At 41.9% G+C, this 20724-nt stretch carries 14 protein-coding genes and 2 rRNA genes; 1 reads left to right on the top strand and 15 read right to left on the bottom strand.

Annotated elements, in window-relative coordinates:
* Positions 1-15: 15 nt before the first annotated feature.
* The 6 genes from filF to filA form a co-directional block, all read right to left on the bottom strand.
* Complete coding sequence (filF, locus tag GFH30_RS02785) at positions 16-2028, bottom strand: putative pilus system protein FilF (protein WP_227551551.1); 2013 nt, start codon at positions 2026-2028, stop codon at positions 16-18.
* Between the two features lie 23 nt (positions 2029-2051).
* A complete protein-coding gene (filE, locus tag GFH30_RS02780; RefSeq protein ID WP_227551548.1) occupies positions 2052-3209 on the bottom strand; it encodes a putative pilus assembly protein FilE in 1158 nt (385 codons plus the stop codon).
* 26 nt (positions 3210-3235) lie between these two features.
* A complete protein-coding gene (gene filD, locus GFH30_RS02775; protein WP_153370793.1) occupies positions 3236-4900 on the bottom strand; it encodes a putative pilus system OmpP1/FadL family transporter FilD in 1665 nt (554 codons plus the stop codon).
* Positions 4901-4912: 12 nt separating this feature from the next.
* Positions 4913-6076 (bottom strand): putative pilus system protein FilC, encoded by a 1164-nt coding sequence (filC, locus tag GFH30_RS02770; RefSeq protein WP_153370792.1) that lies wholly within the window; start codon positions 6074-6076, stop codon positions 4913-4915.
* Between the two features lie 49 nt (positions 6077-6125).
* A complete protein-coding gene (gene filB, locus GFH30_RS02765) occupies positions 6126-6965 on the bottom strand; it encodes a putative pilus system C39 family peptidase FilB (protein WP_153370791.1) in 840 nt (279 codons plus the stop codon).
* A gap of 185 nt (positions 6966-7150) precedes the next feature.
* Positions 7151-8305, bottom strand: coding sequence for a putative pilus system protein FilA (gene filA, locus GFH30_RS02760; RefSeq protein ID WP_153370790.1), 1155 nt, complete (start codon positions 8303-8305; stop codon positions 7151-7153).
* A 258-nt stretch (positions 8306-8563) separates the two neighbouring features.
* On the opposite strand from filA, the gene pabB reads away from it, so the two are divergent.
* Positions 8564-9889 carry an aminodeoxychorismate synthase component I gene (gene pabB, locus GFH30_RS02755; protein ID WP_153370789.1) on the top strand — a complete coding sequence of 442 codons (1326 nt, stop codon included), beginning with the start codon at positions 8564-8566 and terminating at the stop codon, positions 9887-9889.
* 100 nt (positions 9890-9989) lie between these two features.
* On the opposite strand, the gene hisC is transcribed toward pabB, so the two are convergent.
* From hisC to GFH30_RS02710, 9 genes are all read right to left on the bottom strand, one after another.
* Entirely contained in the window at positions 9990-11084 is a 1095-nt protein-coding gene (gene hisC, locus GFH30_RS02750) for a histidinol-phosphate transaminase (protein WP_153370788.1), read from the bottom strand.
* Between the two features lie 158 nt (positions 11085-11242).
* Positions 11243-12556 carry a histidinol dehydrogenase gene (hisD, locus tag GFH30_RS02745; RefSeq protein WP_153370787.1) on the bottom strand — a complete coding sequence of 438 codons (1314 nt, stop codon included), beginning with the start codon at positions 12554-12556 and terminating at the stop codon, positions 11243-11245.
* A 185-nt stretch (positions 12557-12741) separates the two neighbouring features.
* Positions 12742-13443: an ATP phosphoribosyltransferase gene (gene hisG / locus GFH30_RS02740; RefSeq protein WP_153370786.1), complete on the bottom strand. Its 702-nt coding sequence runs from the start codon at positions 13441-13443 to the stop codon at positions 12742-12744.
* A complete protein-coding gene (gene murA / locus GFH30_RS02735; RefSeq protein WP_153370785.1) occupies positions 13443-14699 on the bottom strand; it encodes a UDP-N-acetylglucosamine 1-carboxyvinyltransferase in 1257 nt (418 codons plus the stop codon). The genes hisG and murA overlap by 1 nt, the downstream gene beginning before the upstream one ends.
* Before the next feature lie 7 nt (positions 14700-14706).
* Positions 14707-14958, bottom strand: coding sequence for a BolA family iron metabolism protein IbaG (gene ibaG, locus GFH30_RS02730; RefSeq protein ID WP_153370784.1), 252 nt, complete (start codon positions 14956-14958; stop codon positions 14707-14709).
* Between the two features lie 133 nt (positions 14959-15091).
* Entirely contained in the window at positions 15092-15424 is a 333-nt protein-coding gene (gene hpf / locus GFH30_RS02725; protein ID WP_153370783.1) for a ribosome hibernation-promoting factor, HPF/YfiA family, read from the bottom strand.
* A gap of 178 nt (positions 15425-15602) precedes the next feature.
* Positions 15603-17054 carry an RNA polymerase factor sigma-54 gene (locus tag GFH30_RS02720; protein WP_153370782.1) on the bottom strand — a complete coding sequence of 484 codons (1452 nt, stop codon included), beginning with the start codon at positions 17052-17054 and terminating at the stop codon, positions 15603-15605.
* Positions 17055-17283: 229 nt separating this feature from the next.
* A 5S ribosomal RNA gene (gene rrf / locus GFH30_RS02715) occupies positions 17284-17398 on the bottom strand.
* Between the two features lie 180 nt (positions 17399-17578).
* Positions 17579-20473, bottom strand: a 23S ribosomal RNA gene (locus GFH30_RS02710).
* Positions 20474-20724: the final 251 nt, after the last annotated feature.

The following is a 20724-nucleotide window of genomic DNA, read 5'->3' as shown; positions in this document are numbered from 1 at the left end:
CTTTTTTGATTGGTTTTATTTTTTCTTCACGCGATAGCACGATGCCAATTGTAAATCGAGTTCACCACCCGAGAGTTTCGCCAATTCTTTAGACTGCGTATCATCTGGATTCTGCCCGCTAAAAACTTTATTGAAGCTCGCGAAGCTATTTGCCCATTTGACAGTCGCACCCGAGGAATCAGTAATTGGCGTACTTGTACTGCTTAATGCCGTATTTTCATCAGCTTTGAGTAAGTTTTGAAGTTTAACTAGCGCACCACCGATCACAATCGCATCTGTATTCGCTGTTGATGTTTTGATGGTTGAGTTCATGCCAACTAATGCACCATTCAAATTCCCAAATTTTTGATTGCCCAAAATTAAACGAATTGAAATGGTATTATCCGTCGGCTGAGAGGTCGCATTTGCTACAAATGCACGCGACACTGTACCAATTGGGTACTGCTGCTCCACAGTACCGCCATAGTTACTTTGCATCGTTGCGGTATCGTAAGTTGCAGAACATTCATCAACTGATGCTGAAGATGGTTTGAAATTGGTACGAATATCACCATTTTCATCAATCACGACAGGTACCGTTTGTGATGCAATACTCGTATCCGTGAATTTAAAGTTTAAATTGGCATATAGCGGAAAAATATAAGTATTTCCAGACTGCACATTATCTTTGGTTTTAAAGACACGATTGTCTAAATAGCTGATTGGATAAATTTTATAAAGATCCATCGTTCCGGCATAGTCTTTTGAACCGCCCGATTGCTTCCATAAGCCAAGCTCATTTTTCTGCGCAGGTGTCAGTACATCCTCAGTTTTCTTGCCCGTCAAAAGTTTATAAAAACGTTCTGTACCCGCAATCATGTAATCGTTATATAGACGCCCTTGATAAATGGTCATTGTCTCAGCAGTCGAATCATGCGTTTTAAAGACAAACCCTGGATTTGCAGGAATTGCTTTATCTTCTTTACCAATCCAAGACTTTTGTGGAGCTGCGGTCATTTGAACAGGTGCTACTTGACGAATCAACTGTGCATTTAATCCACCGAGTGTTTCAAAACCAGTGGTACTACCTGCTGCACTTTGTGGAATACCACGCCATTGTAAACCACTACCAAAAGTACGCCCCTGACGGTCTGTCATGAGCATAAAGTGACCGAATAGATGTGAAACAGTGGTATTGCTTGCTTTACATTCTTTGCCTGCCTCGCAACCCACCAATCCCTCGGAACCACTCAGATAACTATTGATCAAATCTGAAGTTGAGAACAGTGAGAATTCAGGTTGATAGACGGCGGCATTTGAAATAATCAGGAGTTTATCAAGGACGATTGCAGCGTCTGCATTGGAGACTTTGGAAATATCTAACCACTTAGACAATAGACTTTCAAACTCTCTATCTGTGGTGTTTTTAAATTGATCGACTGTGATATTACTCAGCATCAGATCAAGTTTAGTTCTTACCGAATCATTAATTAAAATCGGTTGTATATCTGTATTTGAATTTAATGCTGCACTCGATTGTGGCGGGTTTACATTTAAACCAATACTTTGAATGATACGGATTAAGCGAATGGCAATTTCACGTGATGTTTTTAGGTTTGCATTGCCACCGGTGGTGCGAATGCCTTCTGCGATATCTAAAATACTCAAACGTGGCATCTGTGAAACAGACATGTTACCGATTTTATCGAGTGAGAATTTACCCAATTCTACTTTATGCTTGTCTGATCCTTGTAAGAAGAACGTGATTTGATCACCGGCTTTACACGCACCACTTGAAGTTCCATCATTCAAGTCATACAAAGTGACGTATGAATTTTCGGTATCACTACCGCAGTAGAAATTTAAACCATCGATAGGATAATCAAGTGCAAACTCAAAGCAGCCATTGCTACCACTCAGACATGATCCATTAAGAGAGGTCGTTTCATTTTTCTCAGGAATGACATTTGCACTTTCACCACCACATCCTGTGAGTGCCGAAGCTAAAACAGTCAGTGTAAAAGCTAAAATTTTTTTATTACGTTTCATCTTTATTCTCTTTTTCATTATCCCTAACGGATGACGCTCAGTTTGAGTTGACCTTGATTACTCAGTCCATGTTGGTCAACATCAATGGCCGATGCTAATGGCGTCATTAATATGTAATGGCTGTTTTTGGGTACTTGCACAATGCCTTCGATATGCATGTGCTGAATGGCATTTGATTCTAATTCTTGGTTTTTGTAGCCGCCTGCACCTTCTAGAACACAAGCTTGATCATCTAAAAACACCACGAAAGGCCAATAGAACGTTGGATTGTTTTCACGTGCTGCATAAGAATGAATTTTGACATTTTGAACAGGTGCTTCTAGTTTGACCACTTCATAATCAAAATCATTGGCTAAAGGTGCACGTGGCCACAAATTGACATCTTTATCTTTCACCAAGACTTTAGATTTTTTGATTTTTTTGTCCGAGAAACATGCTTTACCCAAGCCTTCAATACTGTCATTTTGAGATACACGATAATAAGTCGATGCTAAAACAATCGGACCAGTGTCCGCTACACGATTGTTCCTAAACAGTGCTTGTATCACTGATTTTCCAACGCCTTTTTCACGTTCAATGGTTTGTAAACGAATACTTCCACCTTTACTGTCCATCACTCCTTCAGGCATGGTGTAAAAACGTTTTTTGCCTTCAAGATTAAATTCTTTATCTTCTAAATATTCATTACTGACATATTGTTCACCATCTAAATCATTAAAACCTGATGGGGTTGTTAACTTTTGAACCGGTTTTGATACAGGCTCAGCGACCTCTGCTTCAACCGATTTCTGTGTTACGACGACCTCAGTTTTAGGTGGAATCTCAGGCGTTTTATCAACCTGAATAAGTTTTACAACGACTTCTTGTTGAGACTGTGGGAATACAGCAACAGAAGGCACGATTGGTTTGTCTTCAAGTGGTTTCGGTTGCTGTCGTGCAGGCTGCTGTGTAGGTGATGTTGAAACGCCAGGCGGTTGGGTCATTGGTTGATTTGATGAAGGTGTGACCACTGTTGGCGTGGTCACTTGAGGCGTCACATTTTTTACTCTTTCATGTTTTGGCTTGGGTGATTCATTCCGTTGAACCACCAGTGGTCGACCATCTGGGCCAATAATGGTATGAAATGTACCCGCGTATACAACCGTGCCTTGTAAGACAGCAAGCGATAATATTGATTTCATCCCTAAATTTATCATCGTTTTTTAATCTACCATCGAGTTCTATAATTCAGACCTAGAATGGTCACTTTCGTATCGGTTTTTACATTTAAACCCGCGTAAGGGTTAAGCAGTAAATTGTTGACGCCGGTTTGGTTTGCCAAACTACTCGTGTTAGCTGGAATATTATCTTTACTGCGCAAATGCCCAATGGATAAATCTAGTTCCGTATCTGCATCAAATTGATAACCAACACCTAGACCAAACAGTTGAGCGTTGTTAATCGGCACCATAGTATTTCGTTTGTTATCTGGGATCGCACTACCACGTGGTTCATAGCCTGCGCGTAGTTTTAAACGATCCGTCACAGAGTATTCCATACCGATACCAAAGTTCCATGCAGATTGGAAACCTAAAGGTAAAGCGAGTGAGGAATCTGTGACATCAGCTGAAAGTAATTTTGCAATTTTAAGTGCCGAAATTTGACGATCAAACTCAAATTTAAATTTATCCCATGCTTTAAAATCAGACCAACCGACATCAAAGTTAATCTGTAAATCTGGCATGATTTTATATTTAATACCGGCTTGAATATGGGCTGGATATTCAAAATCCATGGATACCAAACCAGATTCACTCGAAGGAATATAATTAGGAAAACCTAAGATGGCTGCCAAGATTTGACCTGTCGGTGATGACATCAAACCATTAATCAGTTCTTGTGGTGCACGCGCGTTATCAATGTGATATTTGCCTTTTAAGCGCATTTTTGCTGCACTTTGATAGACCAAACCAAAACCAAAATCTTCAGTCGGCTCCCACAAAATACCTAAGTTGAAACTTGGACTTAAGGATTGTTCCAAAGCCAATTGCATTTGACCAAACTTGCCAAATGGGTTCATCCCCTCTTGGGCATTACACATCCCCAAGAGCAAAATGTCAGTAATAATATCGGAGTTGTCTTTAAAGGGTGTACACACCACTTCATCAATCATCCGCAACATACCAATCAATTCATTGGGAAAACGTAAATCTGTTTTCATGGCAACGGCTTGATAGGACATGCCGATCCCACCACCAATGGAGAGTTGATCATTCACTTGATAACCCACACTTGGTGATAAATAGGTAATCCGTTCTAGCGCAACTTGCTGTCCCATAAAGTTACCCGGATTACCATCTTCAGCACCGAAACCTGCCATCAATGGTGCATATACGGCTGTCGCATAGGTTGCTTTAGAGCCTGGCGGATTGTAGGCAATACCCATCGTCGGTGCGACCATCGGTACACCTTTACCTAAATCCACCATTTTTTTCAAAATTGGAACATATAGACTGACATATTCTACATCGCCAGATACGGGTCCTTTAAAATCTGTACATAAGTCAGAATTGACTTCTGGGCCATCATTACAGACCAAAGGGTCATCTGAATAACCAAAAACGTTATATCCAGCAGGCACAGTAAATTCGCGCTGAATATCAAAATCCGCGACAATAATTTGCTGTTCAGTCTGCAAGCCTTGAATTTTAGTCAAGCCAGCCGGGTTAAAATGTACCGCATTAACACCGGGTGGATCTGCGGTTACCGCATTACCCAGAGCCAATGATCTTAAATCAACTGATAAATTTGTCCCCAATTGCGCAAATGCAGCACTGGAAAAGCCCGTTAATAAAATCGCAGAGACTAAGGGGCGAAGTCGACTTCTTTTCATACGACTGCCCTCTTAACGGATTTTCTTACCGAAGCCTAAAATATCCAATGGGAATGACAGACCTAATGACACATCTGGTGCATCTTCAGTTAAGCCAATTCCCAGTGTGCCATTGACAATGGTCTCTGGTGACACACGTACGCCAAGTGCAATTGCAAAAGTAGCACTGGTTTGATCTGCCGGTGAATAGCTTTCACCTGTGTTATATCTAAACTCTGAACCCGTATTGAAACTCTGTTGATATGACATCGTCATCGAGACATCATAGTTAAACGAGTAAGCAAAACCGAAGGCAAAACCACCACTAATTCCTGGTTCAAATTCTTCAATGATGCGAGGACCGCGTATTTGATTTAAACCCGATTCTTTAAAGCCATAGTTGGCTGAAACAGAGGCGAATAAAACCACAGGGTCGATATATTTACGTGTACTTGCGCCTGCTCCGACTGAGTAATAGCCCTTACCTGTTGATAAATCCCGATTAGGATTGATTTCATAAGGACTATCGCCTGTTTTGGTCGAGACATTACCAAACAGAATTAATGGTAGACGTCCAGCCTTCAGTGGGAATGGCTCCCAACGTGCACCTAGGCTAATATCTCCTAAGCCTGCCGCTGTGGCATCTTTGAGAAGATCCGATTTCGCAACCAATGGCACAGATGCTGTCAGGGTTAAGTTGTCTCTTAGCCCATATTGAGCCGTAAATGTATTGGTTAGGGTATGCGTAGCATTTTCTTGGACACGTAATTGATAAAGCTGACCTTGCGCCATTTCCATATCAAGTTGTGTGTCACGATAGTAGGTATAATCTAAGTCATAATAAGATGAAATATCACCTTTTTTAATCAACGAGTATTGACGCTCACTTGAGGTAAACACTTCCTGTAAGTTAGCTTCTTGGGTGGTATCGCCTTCTTGTTGTTGTAATGCAGTTGATGCCTGAGAAGTCGTATCAGCAGCCGTAGAAGCTTGGGTTTCTGCAACAGTTTCAGCTTCTTGTACTGTTTCGTACTCGCCTAAACTTGTATCACTTGTAGGTTCGGTTGATGATACAACGGTCTGTTCTTCCATTGCCTCATATTCACCTAAACTCGGTTCATTCGCAGCATATGCCGCGCCCATGACCAGCTGAATACTCATCGCAAGTAGTGTTTTGTTCATCCATTTACTCTTCATGTTTCATCCCACCAAATTTTTATTTTTCTTTCTTTAAACCCAATAAAACTTACTTATTCTTATAATAAAGACGTAAGAAGTTATAATTTGATTGCCCATAAGACTCTGAATCTTTATTGGTATTTTTATCTAAACGAATGGTCGATGCTTTATCTGCAATTTTTTCAACATAGAACTGCGGATATTGCATATCAACAAAGGCATAACGGTTTACGGTTGCATCATCAACATGACGCATATCACGTTCGTTTAATGCCAATAAATTCTTACGCTTCTCTGGCGCAACATTAATTAAGAAGAGGGTGTTGTTTTCCCAAATTTCTTGAAAGCGAATTTCATCAAAACTGATATTGCCTAGAGCCGGATCTGCCACGTACACACGTCCATCTTTATAGCCTTTATAGACCACAAAATGTTTGAAGCCTGCATATGAGATCGGCACGATTGCGGGTTGACCTTGCGAAACCAAGTCACTAAATTCGCCTTTATAGCCACCACTTTCTAAGCCAATGGCAGTCACAAAGCGTTTCATGTCAAGTAATGAAAAGCTACGGCGTTCAATAATTTTTTCAGTTTCACCGAATTTGAGCAAACCATTCATCACGTTTTCTTCGGTGAGTTTAACGTCTAAATTGGTATAGCCATTCAGTAAAGTGGTGAGTGCAGCAGAACCGCAACTGTAGTCATAGGCTTGACGGACAATGCCACGAAATTGATCTGCAAGTGCAGGTTGAATCAGCACAGGCTCGCGATGCATACGCACAAAAGAGTCCTGACGGGAATCTAGAGTTTCCGTATAGCGAACCGCCTCTGCAGGTTGTTCTTTTATATCGAAGGCTTCTTTGGCAGCGTAATAGATCAATGCCGAGCCGAGTGCAATCTCTAACATAATTTTTACTTTTCAAGTCTGACGCTGTGCGTCTTTTCGTTATTATTCTAGAGTGAAAACTCTACATCCTTGTCACATGAAGATACTTCTTTTTATACAAAAAAAATAGTGTTTTTTACAATATAAGATGAATAGAAATTTTGACATAAAAAAAGCGCGTCGAAACGCGCTTTTTTTAGATGAGATTAGTGACCAGAAATAGTAATAACCGCGCCTTTAGTGTAAACGCTAGCGGATGGAGAGTAGTAAGTTTGTAGACCTTGAATTTCTACATCACCAATTGAAGCAGCTGTACGGCTTCCTAAACGAATACCTTTAATATATTGGTCAGTTGCACCTGTATCATTACTTACGATACGGATATGTGCTTCTTTTTCTTTTCCAACGGTAGTATCAGTGTTAAATACAGAAATATTAGAACTAATAGTTAGATCTTTCTTGCCTTCATCTGCAATTTTAATACTTTCAATAAAGATTTCACCTGCTGTACGTTTACCAGTAGCAACCCCAGCGTCATCACGAGCAATTGTTGAACTATCAAGAATACCTAAATTTTTGATTTCTAGACCACCAAGCATTTTAGTATCAAGCTTGATCATAGCACCCTGTGGCGCAGCACCTAATTGAATATTTGCTTCAATCTGACCTGTTAAAATACTTAAACCACTTAAGATTGCATTATAGTTACCAGTCGTTTCCCCTTTACCAGCAACTTGTGTAAACGTAGCACCACGGCGAATAGAGTCAGCAGCTTGAGTTGCAGATGCTGCAACACCAATCTCACCAATATGAATTTCAAGACCTGATACTTGAGCCGCAACATTAATGAATGCTCCGCCGTTCTCTTTAGTACCAGCATCGCTATCAATCTGTAAATCTGCCAAATTTCTAGAAGCGAGTAAATATGCACCACCATCAGAATAGTTAGCACCAATATACAAACCATGATCCGCAGTATTGAATGTCTGATCTGGAAGTGAAGAACTTGCTTTCGTTAATGTATGGGTTACGGCACGGCTAGCATCTGTAACACCTTGAATAACAATTGCACCAGCTACACCTGTACCCTTTAAACTACCTGTTATTGCAGGATTTCCTACATTAGCGGTTCCGTCAGCATTTTCATCAACAAGGTTACCGCCCTTTAGTGTTGGATTTAAACCATCATTGTCGTGTATAAATAACTTATCAATCGTGATCTTAGATATACCAATACCAATATTGATACCGTCTTGACCAGTCGTCGCACTTAGCGTTGAATCGTCCATTGCTTGCATTGCCATTGCGTTTGCGCTAAGTGCAACTGAAGCAGCCAAAGCTAATTTAGTGAATTTTTTCATGTGTACTCTCCCAAGAGTATTATTTTTTTGGTTGTGAATCACTCTATGCCTGTGATGTTTTTTTTGTTTTTGAACGTCACAAACAACCAATCCTTGAGTGATTTGCTCGCCCATTTAAATTATATGGAACTCAAAAATTGATCAACAGTTGTTGGTCGTAAATTGCAGTTACCCGACAAACGGTATTTGATTATTTTTATCTTTTTTTCATTAGGCTTGGGCTAGAATAGCGCATGATGCTTCACGATTTTAGCCAACATGACTTCTCCTATTTTTCGCCAATCTTTACAAAGCACTGCCGCACCTGCCGTAGTTTTAGCTGCATTACAATCATTGCATCATGTGATTTATTTAAATAACAATGGGCAGCCGTTTATCGCCTTGAATGCCACGCGATTTCAAATCATTCAAAACAATACCACGCAAGTTTTTGCTGCCCGTGCTTGGAATGAATATGTCGCATCGACACAACCCTTTGATGTCGCACTTAACCCATATCAGCAGAACGAACAGACACAACACAATGCTTATGTCGGCTTTGTAGGCTATGACCATGCCGCAGCGCAAGAAGTGAATGCATCACAGCGCGCGCAACCTGCATTTTTTATGGGCTATTTCCAAAGCTTTTTACGCTTATGTGATGAAACTTGGATCTTTGAAAGTTCTGATCCAAATGCAGTGAACATCTTCCAACATATACACCGTTTAATTACAGAAAGCGCTGCTCAACGTCCTTTTAAACTCACTGAGCAATGCAAAGCACGCTGGAACAAACAGCAATATGTAGAAGCGTTTCGAAAGGTTCAGGACTATATTGTCGCAGGCGATTGTTACCAAATTAATCTGACTCAAGAATTTAAAGCAAAAGCACAAGGTCCATTACTCACAAGCGCAAATGCTTTTTGGCAACTGACCGATGCACCCTATGCTGGCTATTTACGTATTGACGATTTTGAGCTTTTAAGCTGCTCGCCTGAGCTGTTTATCGACTTTGCACCCCATCGGAAAATGATCACTAAACCGATTAAAGGCACGATGCCACGCTATGCAGATCCACAACAAGATGAAGCATCCAAACAAACGTTAATCAACTCCGAAAAAGATATGGCTGAAAATGTCATGATTGTCGATTTACTGCGTAATGATTTAAGCGTATATGCCGAAACAGGCTCGGTGAAAACGCCAAAGCTCTTCAATATTGAAAGTTTTAATCAAGTGCATCACATGGTCAGTGAAGTAGAAGCGACTTTAAAAGCTGACATTCATCCATTTGATGTGCTGATGGCTGCCCTGCCCGGTGGATCGATTACAGGCGCACCAAAAATCCGCGCCATGCAAATTATTGAAGAACTTGAAGGTGCACCACGCGGTGCATATTGCGGGTCAATGGGCTATTTTAATGAAGATGGGACGGGTTCTTGGAATATCCTGATTCGGTCTATTCAAAAGTACCAAGAAGAGGTTTCACTCTGGGCAGGTGGCGGCATTACCATTGCGTCCGAGTGTGATGCCGAATATCAAGAATGCTTTGATAAAGTCGAAGCGATGTTAGATTTGTTAAATACTTATTATAAAACTCAATAAAAAAGCGACTCAATTGAGTCGCTTTTTTATGAATCCCTCCTAACCTCCCTTTTCAAAGGGAGGAGAAAGCCCCTCTTTCATAAAGAGGGGTTTGGGGAGATTATGCTAAAATCTCATTTTTCAACGTATCCACTAAACGCTGATTTTGCTCATCTGTACCAATCGTGATGCGCAAGAATTGATTGATACGTGGCTTGTTAAAGTAACGCACAATAATGCCACGTTCACGAAGTTCCGCAGCTAATTCGCCCGCATCTTTATGAGGCAAGCTCGCAAAGATAAAGTTCGCTTTCGATGGTAAAACGTTAAAACCAATCTCAGTCAGTTGAGCGACAAGCTTTTCACGGCTCGCAATCACTTTAGCATTTTGCGCTTCAAAGTAGGCTTGATCTTCAAATGAAGCCACAGCTGCGGCAATCGCAAAACGATCCATCGGATATGAGTTAAAGCTATTTTTGACTGCTTCAAGTGCCGCAATTAAGTGTGGCTGTGCAATGGCGAAACCAACACGTAAACCCGCAAGTGAACGTGATTTAGAAGTCGTTTGACATACCACCAAGTTTTCGTATTTTTCAACAAGGCTCACCGCAGATTCCGCACCAAAATCCACATACGCTTCATCAATCACCACGACTGAATTTGGATTGGCTTGTAGCACTTCCTCAATCGCAGACAATCCTAATGCAATACTGGTTGGCGCATTTGGATTGGTAATAATGATCCCGCCATTGGGTTGCTTATAATCATCAACTACAATTTCAAAATCATCATTGAGTGGCAAAATTTTGGTATTTGCCGCAATCCCGAAGAATTGGCTATAAACAGGATAAAAACTATAGGTAATATCCGGATAAAGCACAGGCAATTCTTGCACAAAGAATGCTTTAAAGATGTGTGCAAGCACTTCATCTGAACCATTACCCACAAAAACATGTTCAACAGGTACATGTTGCTGTTTTGCAATGGCTTGTTTGAGTTCAGATGCATCTGGGTCTGGATATAAGCGCAAAACATCTGCTGAGTTTGCTAATACCTTTTGTACCGCTTCCGCCACTTTCGGTGACGGTGGATACGGGTTCTCGTTGGTATTTAATTTTAAAATATTTTGGATTTTCGGTTGTTCACCCGGTGTGTACGGTTCTAATTCACGTACATCGGGACTCCAAAAGCGCATTTTTTCATTTGTAATAGACATTTTTTATCTCAATATTCCCTCTCTTTTTAGGAGAGGGTTAGGGTGAGGTCAAAATCCCTCTCCTAACCTCTCCCACAGGGAGAGGAACACTTCATTTCTAAATTGAATTCATCTAGCTTTAGATTTTGCTCTACTCAAACATTTATCTAAAAGATGAACTAAATAAATGAATCTTGATAACGATAACGTGCAGAACGCGCATGCGCATCAAGATTTTCTTCTTGAGCCAATACATCTGCTGTTTTCGCCAAAGATTTCACACCTTGTTCAGAGCACATAATCAAGCTTGAACGCTTTTGGAAATCATACACGCCAAGCGGTGAAGAAAAACGTGCTGTACCCGAGGTTGGCAGTACGTGATTAGGACCTGCACAGTAATCACCAATTGCTTCTGGGGTATAACGCCCCATGAAGATCGCACCGGCATGACGAATATCTTCTGCCATTTGTTTGGCTTCATCTAAACACAGCATTAAATGCTCAGGTGCAACTTGGTTAATCAGTTCAGCACCTTCAGCACGGTCTTTGACTAAGACCAATGCGCCGCGGTTTTCAATTGAAGTACGTGCAATCTCGGCTTTTGGCAAAGCTTCTAAGTGTTTTTCAATCCATTCACCCACTGCATTTAACAAGTCTTCATCAGGCGTAATAAATACTGCTTGTGCAACGGTGTCGTGTTCAGCTTGTGACAATAAATCCATTGCCAACCATTCAGCATTATTTTGACCTTCGGCATAAACTAAAATTTCTGAAGGTCCAGCAATCATATCAATGCCGACTTGACCGAATACTGCACGTTTCGCCGCAGCAACAAAGCGGTTGCCCGGACCAGTAATTTTATCCACACGAGGAATGGTTTCTGTACCGTAAGCGAGTGCGGCAACCGCTTGTGCGCCACCAATGGTGAATACGCGATGCACGCCTGCCAAATACGCAGCCGCCAAGACCAATGGATTTAAATCACCATTCGGTGCAGGAACAACCATAATAATTTCAGAAACACCTGCCACATGCGCAGGAACAGCATTCATTAAAACGGATGATGGATAAGACGCTAAACCACCCGGCACATAAATACCAACACGATCGAGCGGTGTGACTTTTTGACCTAAGGTATTGCCCAAAGCATCCACATAAGTCCAACCATCTTGCTTTTGCGCTTGATGGAACTCACGCACACGGTTTGCTGCAAGCTCTAACGCTTCACGCACTTCGGGCGTTAAACCTTCAAATGCTATTTTTAATTGTTCTTGAGTCAGTTCTAGCTCAGAAAATTGATGCGCTGGATGTCGATCGAACTGTTGTGTGAGTTTAAGAACATGAGCATCACCATGCTGACGAACATCAGCAATGATTTGATCTACGGTTTTTAAAAGTTCTGGGTCACTCACAGTTTCAAAAGCCAACAAATCGGCAAAGACTTGTTTAAAATTTTGATCTTGAGTCGATAAACGTCGCATCAATTTATCCACAATGGAAATAAAGGGAAGCTTTAGTTTACCTGTTTTATCGACATTTGTCGGCAGCTTGATGCGACTATCCGTATGAGTTTTATTGGAAATGACATTCGCTAAAATTGATTGAACCGCTATTCATGGAATTTTAGGCTGACATAAAAAACCGCCCTTATGGACGGTCTTTTTAAAATCGCAAAAATTTAAGCTTTTTTCGCTTGTTCACGCGCTTCCACTGCTTTTTCAAGCTGCGCAAGAATCGGATTCAACAAGGTTTGCTTACGCTTGAAGCTGGCTTTATTCACGATTAAACGTGAAGACACTTGGCAAATTTCTTCCAATGGCTCAAGACCGTTGGCACGAAGTGTATTACCTGTATCGACCACATCCACGATGTAATGACCTAGACCTACAAGCGGTGCTAACTCCATTGAACCATAGAGTTTGATCACATCCACTTGCTCACCAAGGCTTGCATAATATTGACGAGTTAAATTGACGTATTTAGTGGCAATTTTTAAACGACCTTTAGGACGTTCCATGCCGACTTTACCTGCTGTCATTAATTTACATACAGCAATTTTCAAGTCCAATGGTTCATACACGTTTTGCGCGCCATGTTCCATCAAAACGTCTTTACCCGCAACACCAATGTCTGCTGCACCATTTTCAACATAAGTCGGTACATCAGATGCACGTAAAATCAGGATACGTACCTGTTTATGCGTGGTTGGAAAAATCAATTTACGTGATTTATCCGGATCTTCTAGCAAATTAATGCCTGCAGTCTCAAGCAAAGGCAATGTTTCTTTTAAGATACGACCTTTGCTTAGTGCTAACGTTAAACCATGATCAAAATTGCCCATTACGTCAAAGTTTGGATCATCGTTTCTCATATCGCTCATTAACTTACTCGCTTAATTTTGGCACCTAAACCTTGTAACTTTGCTTCAATATCTTCATAACCGCGGTCAATATGATAAATACGGTCAATCACGGTTTCCCCTTCAGCGGCAAGTGCTGCCAAGACCAAAGAGAATGAAGCACGTAAATCTGTTGCCATAACCGGTGCAGCTGAAAGCTTTTCAACACCTGTTACAACAGCATCATTACCTTCAACCTGAATATTCGCACCCATACGCGCAAGCTCTGGCACATGCATAAAACGATTTTCAAAGATCGTTTCAGAAATGGTCGAAAAACCACGAGCAATGGCATTGACCGCCATCAGCTGTGCTTGCATATCGGTTGGGAATTCTGGATGTGGCAGTGTACGGAAGCTGACTGCTTTCGGACGTTTACCCATCATATCCAGTTCAATCCAATCATCACCACGGGTCACTTCTGCACCCATTTCCTCGAACTTTTCGAGTACAGATTCCATCAATGCTGGATCTGTATGTGTGGTTTTGATTTTACCGCCAGTGATTGCCGCAGCTGCCAAATACGAACCCGTTTCAATACGGTCTGCAACAACAGCATATTCACAGCCATGTAAGCTTTCAACACCGGTCACGACCAATGTATCGGTATCTAAACCTTCGATTTTCGCACCCATTGCGATCAGCATTAATGCAAGATCGGTAATTTCGGGTTCACGTGCTGCATTGCGAATTGTGGTTACACCATCCGCCAATACTGCTGCCATCAAAATATTTTCAGTACCGCCTACAGTCACCATATCAAAGATAACTTCGCCACCTTTTAAGCGACCGTCAACTTTGGCATGTACATAGCCTGCTTCAACTTCAATTTCCGCACCCAAAGCCTCTAATGCTTTTAAGTGTTGATCGACTGGACGTGAACCAATCGCACAACCACCCGGCAAAGACACTTGTGCACTACCGTAACGTGCCAATAATGGACCGAGTACTAAAATAGAGGCACGCATGGTTTTAACCAATTCATAAGGTGCGAATTGATTATCCAAGGTTGAAGTATCAGCAACAACGGTATCCCCTTCATAAGACATGGTAATACCAAGACCAGCGATCAGCTTGACCAAAGTATTCACATCTTTCAAATTCGGTACATTTGTCAGTGTGGTGGGAGTCTCTGCAAGAATCATTGCAGCGAGTAGTGGCAGTGCAGCATTTTTCGCACCTGAAATGCGTACTTCACCTTCGAGCTTGTTGCCGCCCTGAATTAAAAATTTATCCATTAAACTATTAAGCTCCGAATAAGCTTGCTTTGCGCCATTCTTCTTTGGTCATTGCTCGAATTGTAACTGCGTGGACTTCACCGCTGGCGATCAAGGCATTGAGAGGAGCATAAACAGCTTGTTGACGTGCAACTGGGCGTTTACCTTCAAATTCATCATCAACAATACGCAAATCGAATTTTCCGCCCTGACCACTCACAGCAACATCAGCCACTGGGAAAGCAGCTTTTAAAATTTCAGCGAGCTGTTCATTATTCATCACAAGACCTCTTATAGGACTAAGGGTGTAAAACAAAGCATTTTACTATAAATGAAAAAAATAAATCATTAATCGCATACATTATATATGTAAAAAAAGAGGCTTTTAAAAACCTCTTTTTTTCAGCGTGGCGTTAAATGGCCAATTCTTGATGGTTTAATTGCATTTTTCGATACCGATCAAGTTGCTTGCGTAATTTTTCCGTCAATAATTTAATTGAAGTATACATGTCATCTGCTGTTGCATGTGCAAAAAACTCGATACCGGGCAAACGAATAATCGCTTCAGCAATATGATTGCTACTTCCCGGTCTAGAGCGCTTGTCAATCTGATGATCTTTTGAAAGCTTAACCTGCATACTGTTCACCTGATCAAGGTGTTTGGTAATGTGCTTAAATTTTTCTTTAATATTGGTTTCTATAGCAGGCGTAATCGATAAATGATGTCCACGAATTGTTAGTTGCATAGTACGATCCCTCACCTTCGTTAGGATTGGAGGAGCCATAGTCGATGAAATTTAATGAAAATCACCAATGCAATTGCAATTTTTAGCGATTAAATTAAATCATTAGACTATTTCTCAAAACAAAAAAGGATTCATCATGATGTCATAATGAACCCTTAGAATAATCAGATTTCAAAATCTAGATCAAGACTTTTCGCTCTGAAGATGAAGCAATATGTAACGATTCTCGATATTTCGCCACAGTGCGTCTTGCGACATCAATGCCATCCGCTTTCAGTAGAACTGCAATCGCATTATCGGACAATGGTTTACGTGTATTTTCTTCAGCAATTAACTTTTTAATTTTGGCACGAATGGCAGTCGAAGATGCTTCTCCACCAGACGTTGTCCCCACATGACTCGAAAAGAAATATTTCAATTCAAATAATCCACGTGGTGTGAGCATATATTTATTGGTGGTCACGCGCGAAACAGTCGATTCATGCAATTCCACTTCTTCTGCAATATCACGCAACACCAAAGGCTTCATACCTTCTGCACCAATTTCTAAAAACATACGTTGATGTTCGACGATACAGGTTGCCACCTTCAGTAAGGTTTTATGCCGCTCATCAATACTTTTAATAAAGTTTTTAGCTTCCAACATATTATTTCTAAGATACTGATTATCTTCACTTTGATCAGCACGTTTAATCATATTGGCATAGAAAGAATTAATACGAAGTTTCGGCATAACATCAGGGTTTAACATGACTTGCCAACAGTCATTTTTCTTCATCACGACAACATCAGGAATTTGATAATTCGATTCTTTATCTTCAAAATCAAGTCCCGGATGCGGTTTCAATGTCTTCAACAAATCAACAGCTTTACGTAGTTGATCTTGATTTAGGCCTGTTTGCTTAATGAGTTTTGGAAGTTCATTACTAATCAGTAATTCATAATGCTGCATGAGTTTAATTGCATCATTTCGGCAAGGCACATCTTCAGATAAAATTTCTAATTGGACCAACAAACATTCAGCTAAATTACGTGAACCAACACCAATTGGATCGAGGCGTTGAATATGCTTTAAGACCACTAAAACTTCATCATGTTCGACTTCATCTTCATACGAAATAGATTGTAAAAGATGCTGCACTGATGCAGTAATTTCAGTCAAATCAACTTCTAAAAAGCCTTTGTCATCAATAGAATCAATAATACAGTGTGCAATCAATTGATCAATCTTAGAAAAATTCAATAGATTGACTTGTTCTAACAAATGGGCTTGTAAACTTTGATGCCCTTGGCGATTATCTTCACGCTCTTCAAATTCAGCTGAGCCTAAACTGGTCGGTTGATGGGTATAGACATCATCCCAATCCGTATCAACGGGTAAATCATCCGGCAAATGATCGGCATTTAATTCAGTGGTCAAATCTTTATCTGGAGATTCAATCTCTAAAATGGACAATTCTTCAGAAGTATCTTGATCTTCAATTTTCTCAAGTAAAGGGTTGCTATCAAGTTGGACTTGAATTTCTTGCTCAAGCTCCAAACTCGAAAGTTGTAACAAGCGAATCGCCTGCTGTAACTGAGGAGTTAAGGACAGCGAGTTTGCAATTTTTAAGCCCACTGATAACTTCATTTTCACCCCTATAGATTTAAAAGTTTGCTTTATAAGCAATTATTGTGCCGTTTTAATTTTTATAGCATACATTTGTCAAAAAACATACATATTCATGCTGAGTTTTTTAGACGCAACCGACCAATTTTATGTGATAAGTTTATATTTTTAATCAATAAATATAAAAACTTTCTTCCGGGCATAGAAAAACCCCCTCAATCATTTGATTGAGGGGGTTTTTGAATTAATGAGCTGGCGATGACTTACTCTCACATGGGTAATCCCACACTACCATCAGCGCTAAGAGGTTTCACTTCTGAGTTCGGGAAGGGATCAGGTGGTTCACTCTTGCTATTGTCGCCAGCACAACTGTTTATGATTACTCGCTATGGTCTTAGTTGCTTTCGCATGCCTAGCTTTGGTCAAAAGAGTTATTAACAGAGATATTTGAGTATCGATGTGTTGCTTAATTTTACTTAGCTTTCAAACTAAATCAAGTTGTTTTGTAGTGATTTCGACTACAACACCAACTGTTTGGGTGTTGTATAGTCAAGCCTCACGAGCAATTAGTATTGGTCAGCTTCATACATCACTGCACTTCCACCCAACCTATCAACGTCGTAGTCTTCAACGGCTCTTTAGAGGACATAAAGTCCTTGGGAAATCTTATCTTGAGGTAGGCTTCCCGCTTAGATGCTTTCAGCGGTTATCCCTTCCGAACATAGCTACCCGGCGATGCGACTGGCGTCACAACCGGTACACCAGAGGTTCGTCCACTCTGGTCCTCTCGTACTAGGAGCAGATCCTCTCAAATTTCCAACGCCCACGGTAGATAGGGACCGAACTGTCTCACGACGTTCTAAACCCAGCTCGCGTACCTCTTTAAATGGCGAACAGCCATACCCTTGAGACCTGCTTCAGCCCCAGGATGAGATGAGCCGACATCGAGGTGCCAAACACCGCCGTCGATATGAACTCTTGGGCGGTATCAGCCTGTTATCCCCAGAGTACCTTTTATCCGTTGAGCGATGGCCCTTCCATACAGAACCACCGGATCACTAAGACCTACTTTCGTACCTGCTCGACTTGTGGGTCTCGCAGTTAAGCGCGCTTTTGCCTTTATACTCTACGCGTGATTTCCGACCACGCTGAGCGCACCTTCGTACTCCTCCGTTACTCTTTAGGAGGAGACCGCCCCAGTCAAACTACCCACCAGACATGGTCCTCGCTCCAGATTATGGAGCAGAGTTAGAACCTCAATATTACCAGGGTGGTATTTCAAGATTGGCTCCATCGCAACTAGCGTCACGACTTCAAAGCCTCCCACCTATCCTACACAAGTAAGATCAAAGTTCAATGTCAAGCTGCAGTAAAGGTTCACGGGGTCTTTCCGTCTAGCCGCGGGTACACCGCATCTTCACGGCGAATTCGATTTCACTGAGTCTCTGCTGGAGACAGCGCCCCCATCATTATGCCATTCGTGCAGGTCGGAACTTACCCGACAAGGAATTTCGCTACCTTAGGACCGTTATAGTTACGGCCGCCGTTTACTGGGGCTTCGATCAATAGCTTCGCTTGCGCTAACCACATCAATTAACCTTCCAGCACCGGGCAGGCATCACACCCTATACGTCCACTTTCGTGTTTGCAGAGTGCTATGTTTTTAATAAACAGTTGCAGGGGCCTGGTTTCTGTGGCTGTCAACCGCTCAGGAAGTAAATTCCGTCACCGTCGACAGCGTACCTTCTCCCGAAGTTACGGTACCATTTTGCCTAGTTCCTTCAGCAGAGTTCTCTCAAGCGCTTTGGTCTACTCGACCTGACCACCTGTGTCGGTTTCGGGTACGATTCCTGTGTAACTGAAGCTTAGAGACTTTTCCTGGAAGTATGGTATCAGCCACTTCGCTGTACAAGTACAGCTTGCTATCAACTCTCAGCATAGAGCACCCCGGATTTGCCTAAGATGCATGCCTACTGTCTTTCACCTGGACAACCAACGCCAGGCTGACTTAACCTTCTCCGTCCTCTCATCGCATTACACAGAAGTATTGGAATATTAACCAATTTCCCATCGACTACGCCTCTCGGCCTCGCCTTAGGGGTCGACTCACCCAGCCCCGATTAACGTTGGACTGGAACCCTTGGTCTTTCAGCGAACGAGTTTTTCACTCGTTTTGTCGTTACTCACGTCAGCATTCGCACTTCTGATACCTCCAGCAGACTTCTCAATCCACCTTCATCGGCTTACAGAACGCTCCCCTACCACTTGCAATAAATTGCAAATCCGCAGCTTCGGCATATAGTTTTAGCCCCGTTACATCTTCCGCGCAGGCCGACTCGACTAGTGAGCTATTACGCTTTCTTTAAAGGGTGGCTGCTTCTAAGCCAACCTCCTAGCTGTCTATGCCTTCCCACATCGTTTCCCACTTAACTATAATTTTGGGGCCTTAGCTGGCGGTCTGGATTGTTTTCCTCTTGACTACGGACGTTAGCACCCGCAGTCTGTCTCCCGGATAGTACTCATTGGTATTCGGAGTTTGCATCGGTTTGGTAAGTCGGGATGACCCCCTAGCCGAAACAGTGCTCTACCCCCAATGGTATTCGTCCGAGGCGCTACCTAAATAGCTTTCGGGGAGAACCAGCTATCACCGAGTTTGATTAGCCTTTCACCCCTATCCACAAGTCATCCCCTGGCTTTTCAACGACAGTGGGTTCGGTCCTCCAGTTAGTGTTACCCAACCTTCAACCTGCTCATGGATAGATCACCCGGTTTCGGGTCTACACCCAGCAACTAAACGCCCTATTAAGACTCGATTTCTCTACGGCTCCCCTATTCGGTTAACCTTGCTACTGAATGTAAGTCGCTGACCCATTATACAAAAGGTACGCAGTCACCGGACACAATGCCGGCTCCCACTGCTTGTATGCATGCGGTTTCAGGATCTATTTCACTCCCCTCACAGGGGTTCTTTTCGCCTTTCCCTCACGGTACTGGTTCACTATCGGTCAGTCAGGAGTATTTAGCCTTGGAGGATGGTCCCCCCATATTCAGACAAGGTTTCACGTGCCTCGCCCTACTCGTCATCATTACATAAGCCCTTTCGTGTACGGGAATATCACCCTCTACGTTCGCACTTCCCAGAGCGTTCCACTAAAGCTTATGTAACTTAATGGGCTGATCCCCGTTCGCTCGCCGCTACTAAGGGAATCTCAATTGATTTCTTTTCCTAAGGGTACTGAGATGTTTCACTTCCCCTCGTTCGCCTTGCATGACTATGTATTCATCATGCAATACCTACCTTATGGTAAGTGGGTTTCCCCATTCAGACATCTCCGGATCACAGGATATTTGCCGCCTCCCCGGAGCTTTTCGCAGGCTATTACGTCTTTCATCGCCTCTGACTGCCAAGGCATCCACCACATGCACTTAATTACTTGACTATACAACCCCAAACAGTCGACGGTACCTACAAGGAGCACCTTCAACATACAGTTCGAAGTACTGTGAATTTAATCACTGTACAGCTTCAATCAAAATCATATACCAAAACGCTTGATTCAGTTAATCGCTAGTTTCTCATTCCTCGTAATTGCTTACTTGAAATGAGCCTTAAACAATTTATTTCAACTCAAATATATTCTGTTAATGATTGTCTACGTCCTCATCGGATCGTAGCAACTGTGATAAATCA

The sequence above is a fragment of the Acinetobacter wanghuae genome (genome assembly GCF_009557235.1).
In the GTDB taxonomy this organism is placed as follows: domain Bacteria; phylum Pseudomonadota; class Gammaproteobacteria; order Pseudomonadales; family Moraxellaceae; genus Acinetobacter; species Acinetobacter wanghuae.
Note: the sequence above shows the minus strand (reverse complement) of the source record. Positions and strands in the feature narration are given on the sequence as shown.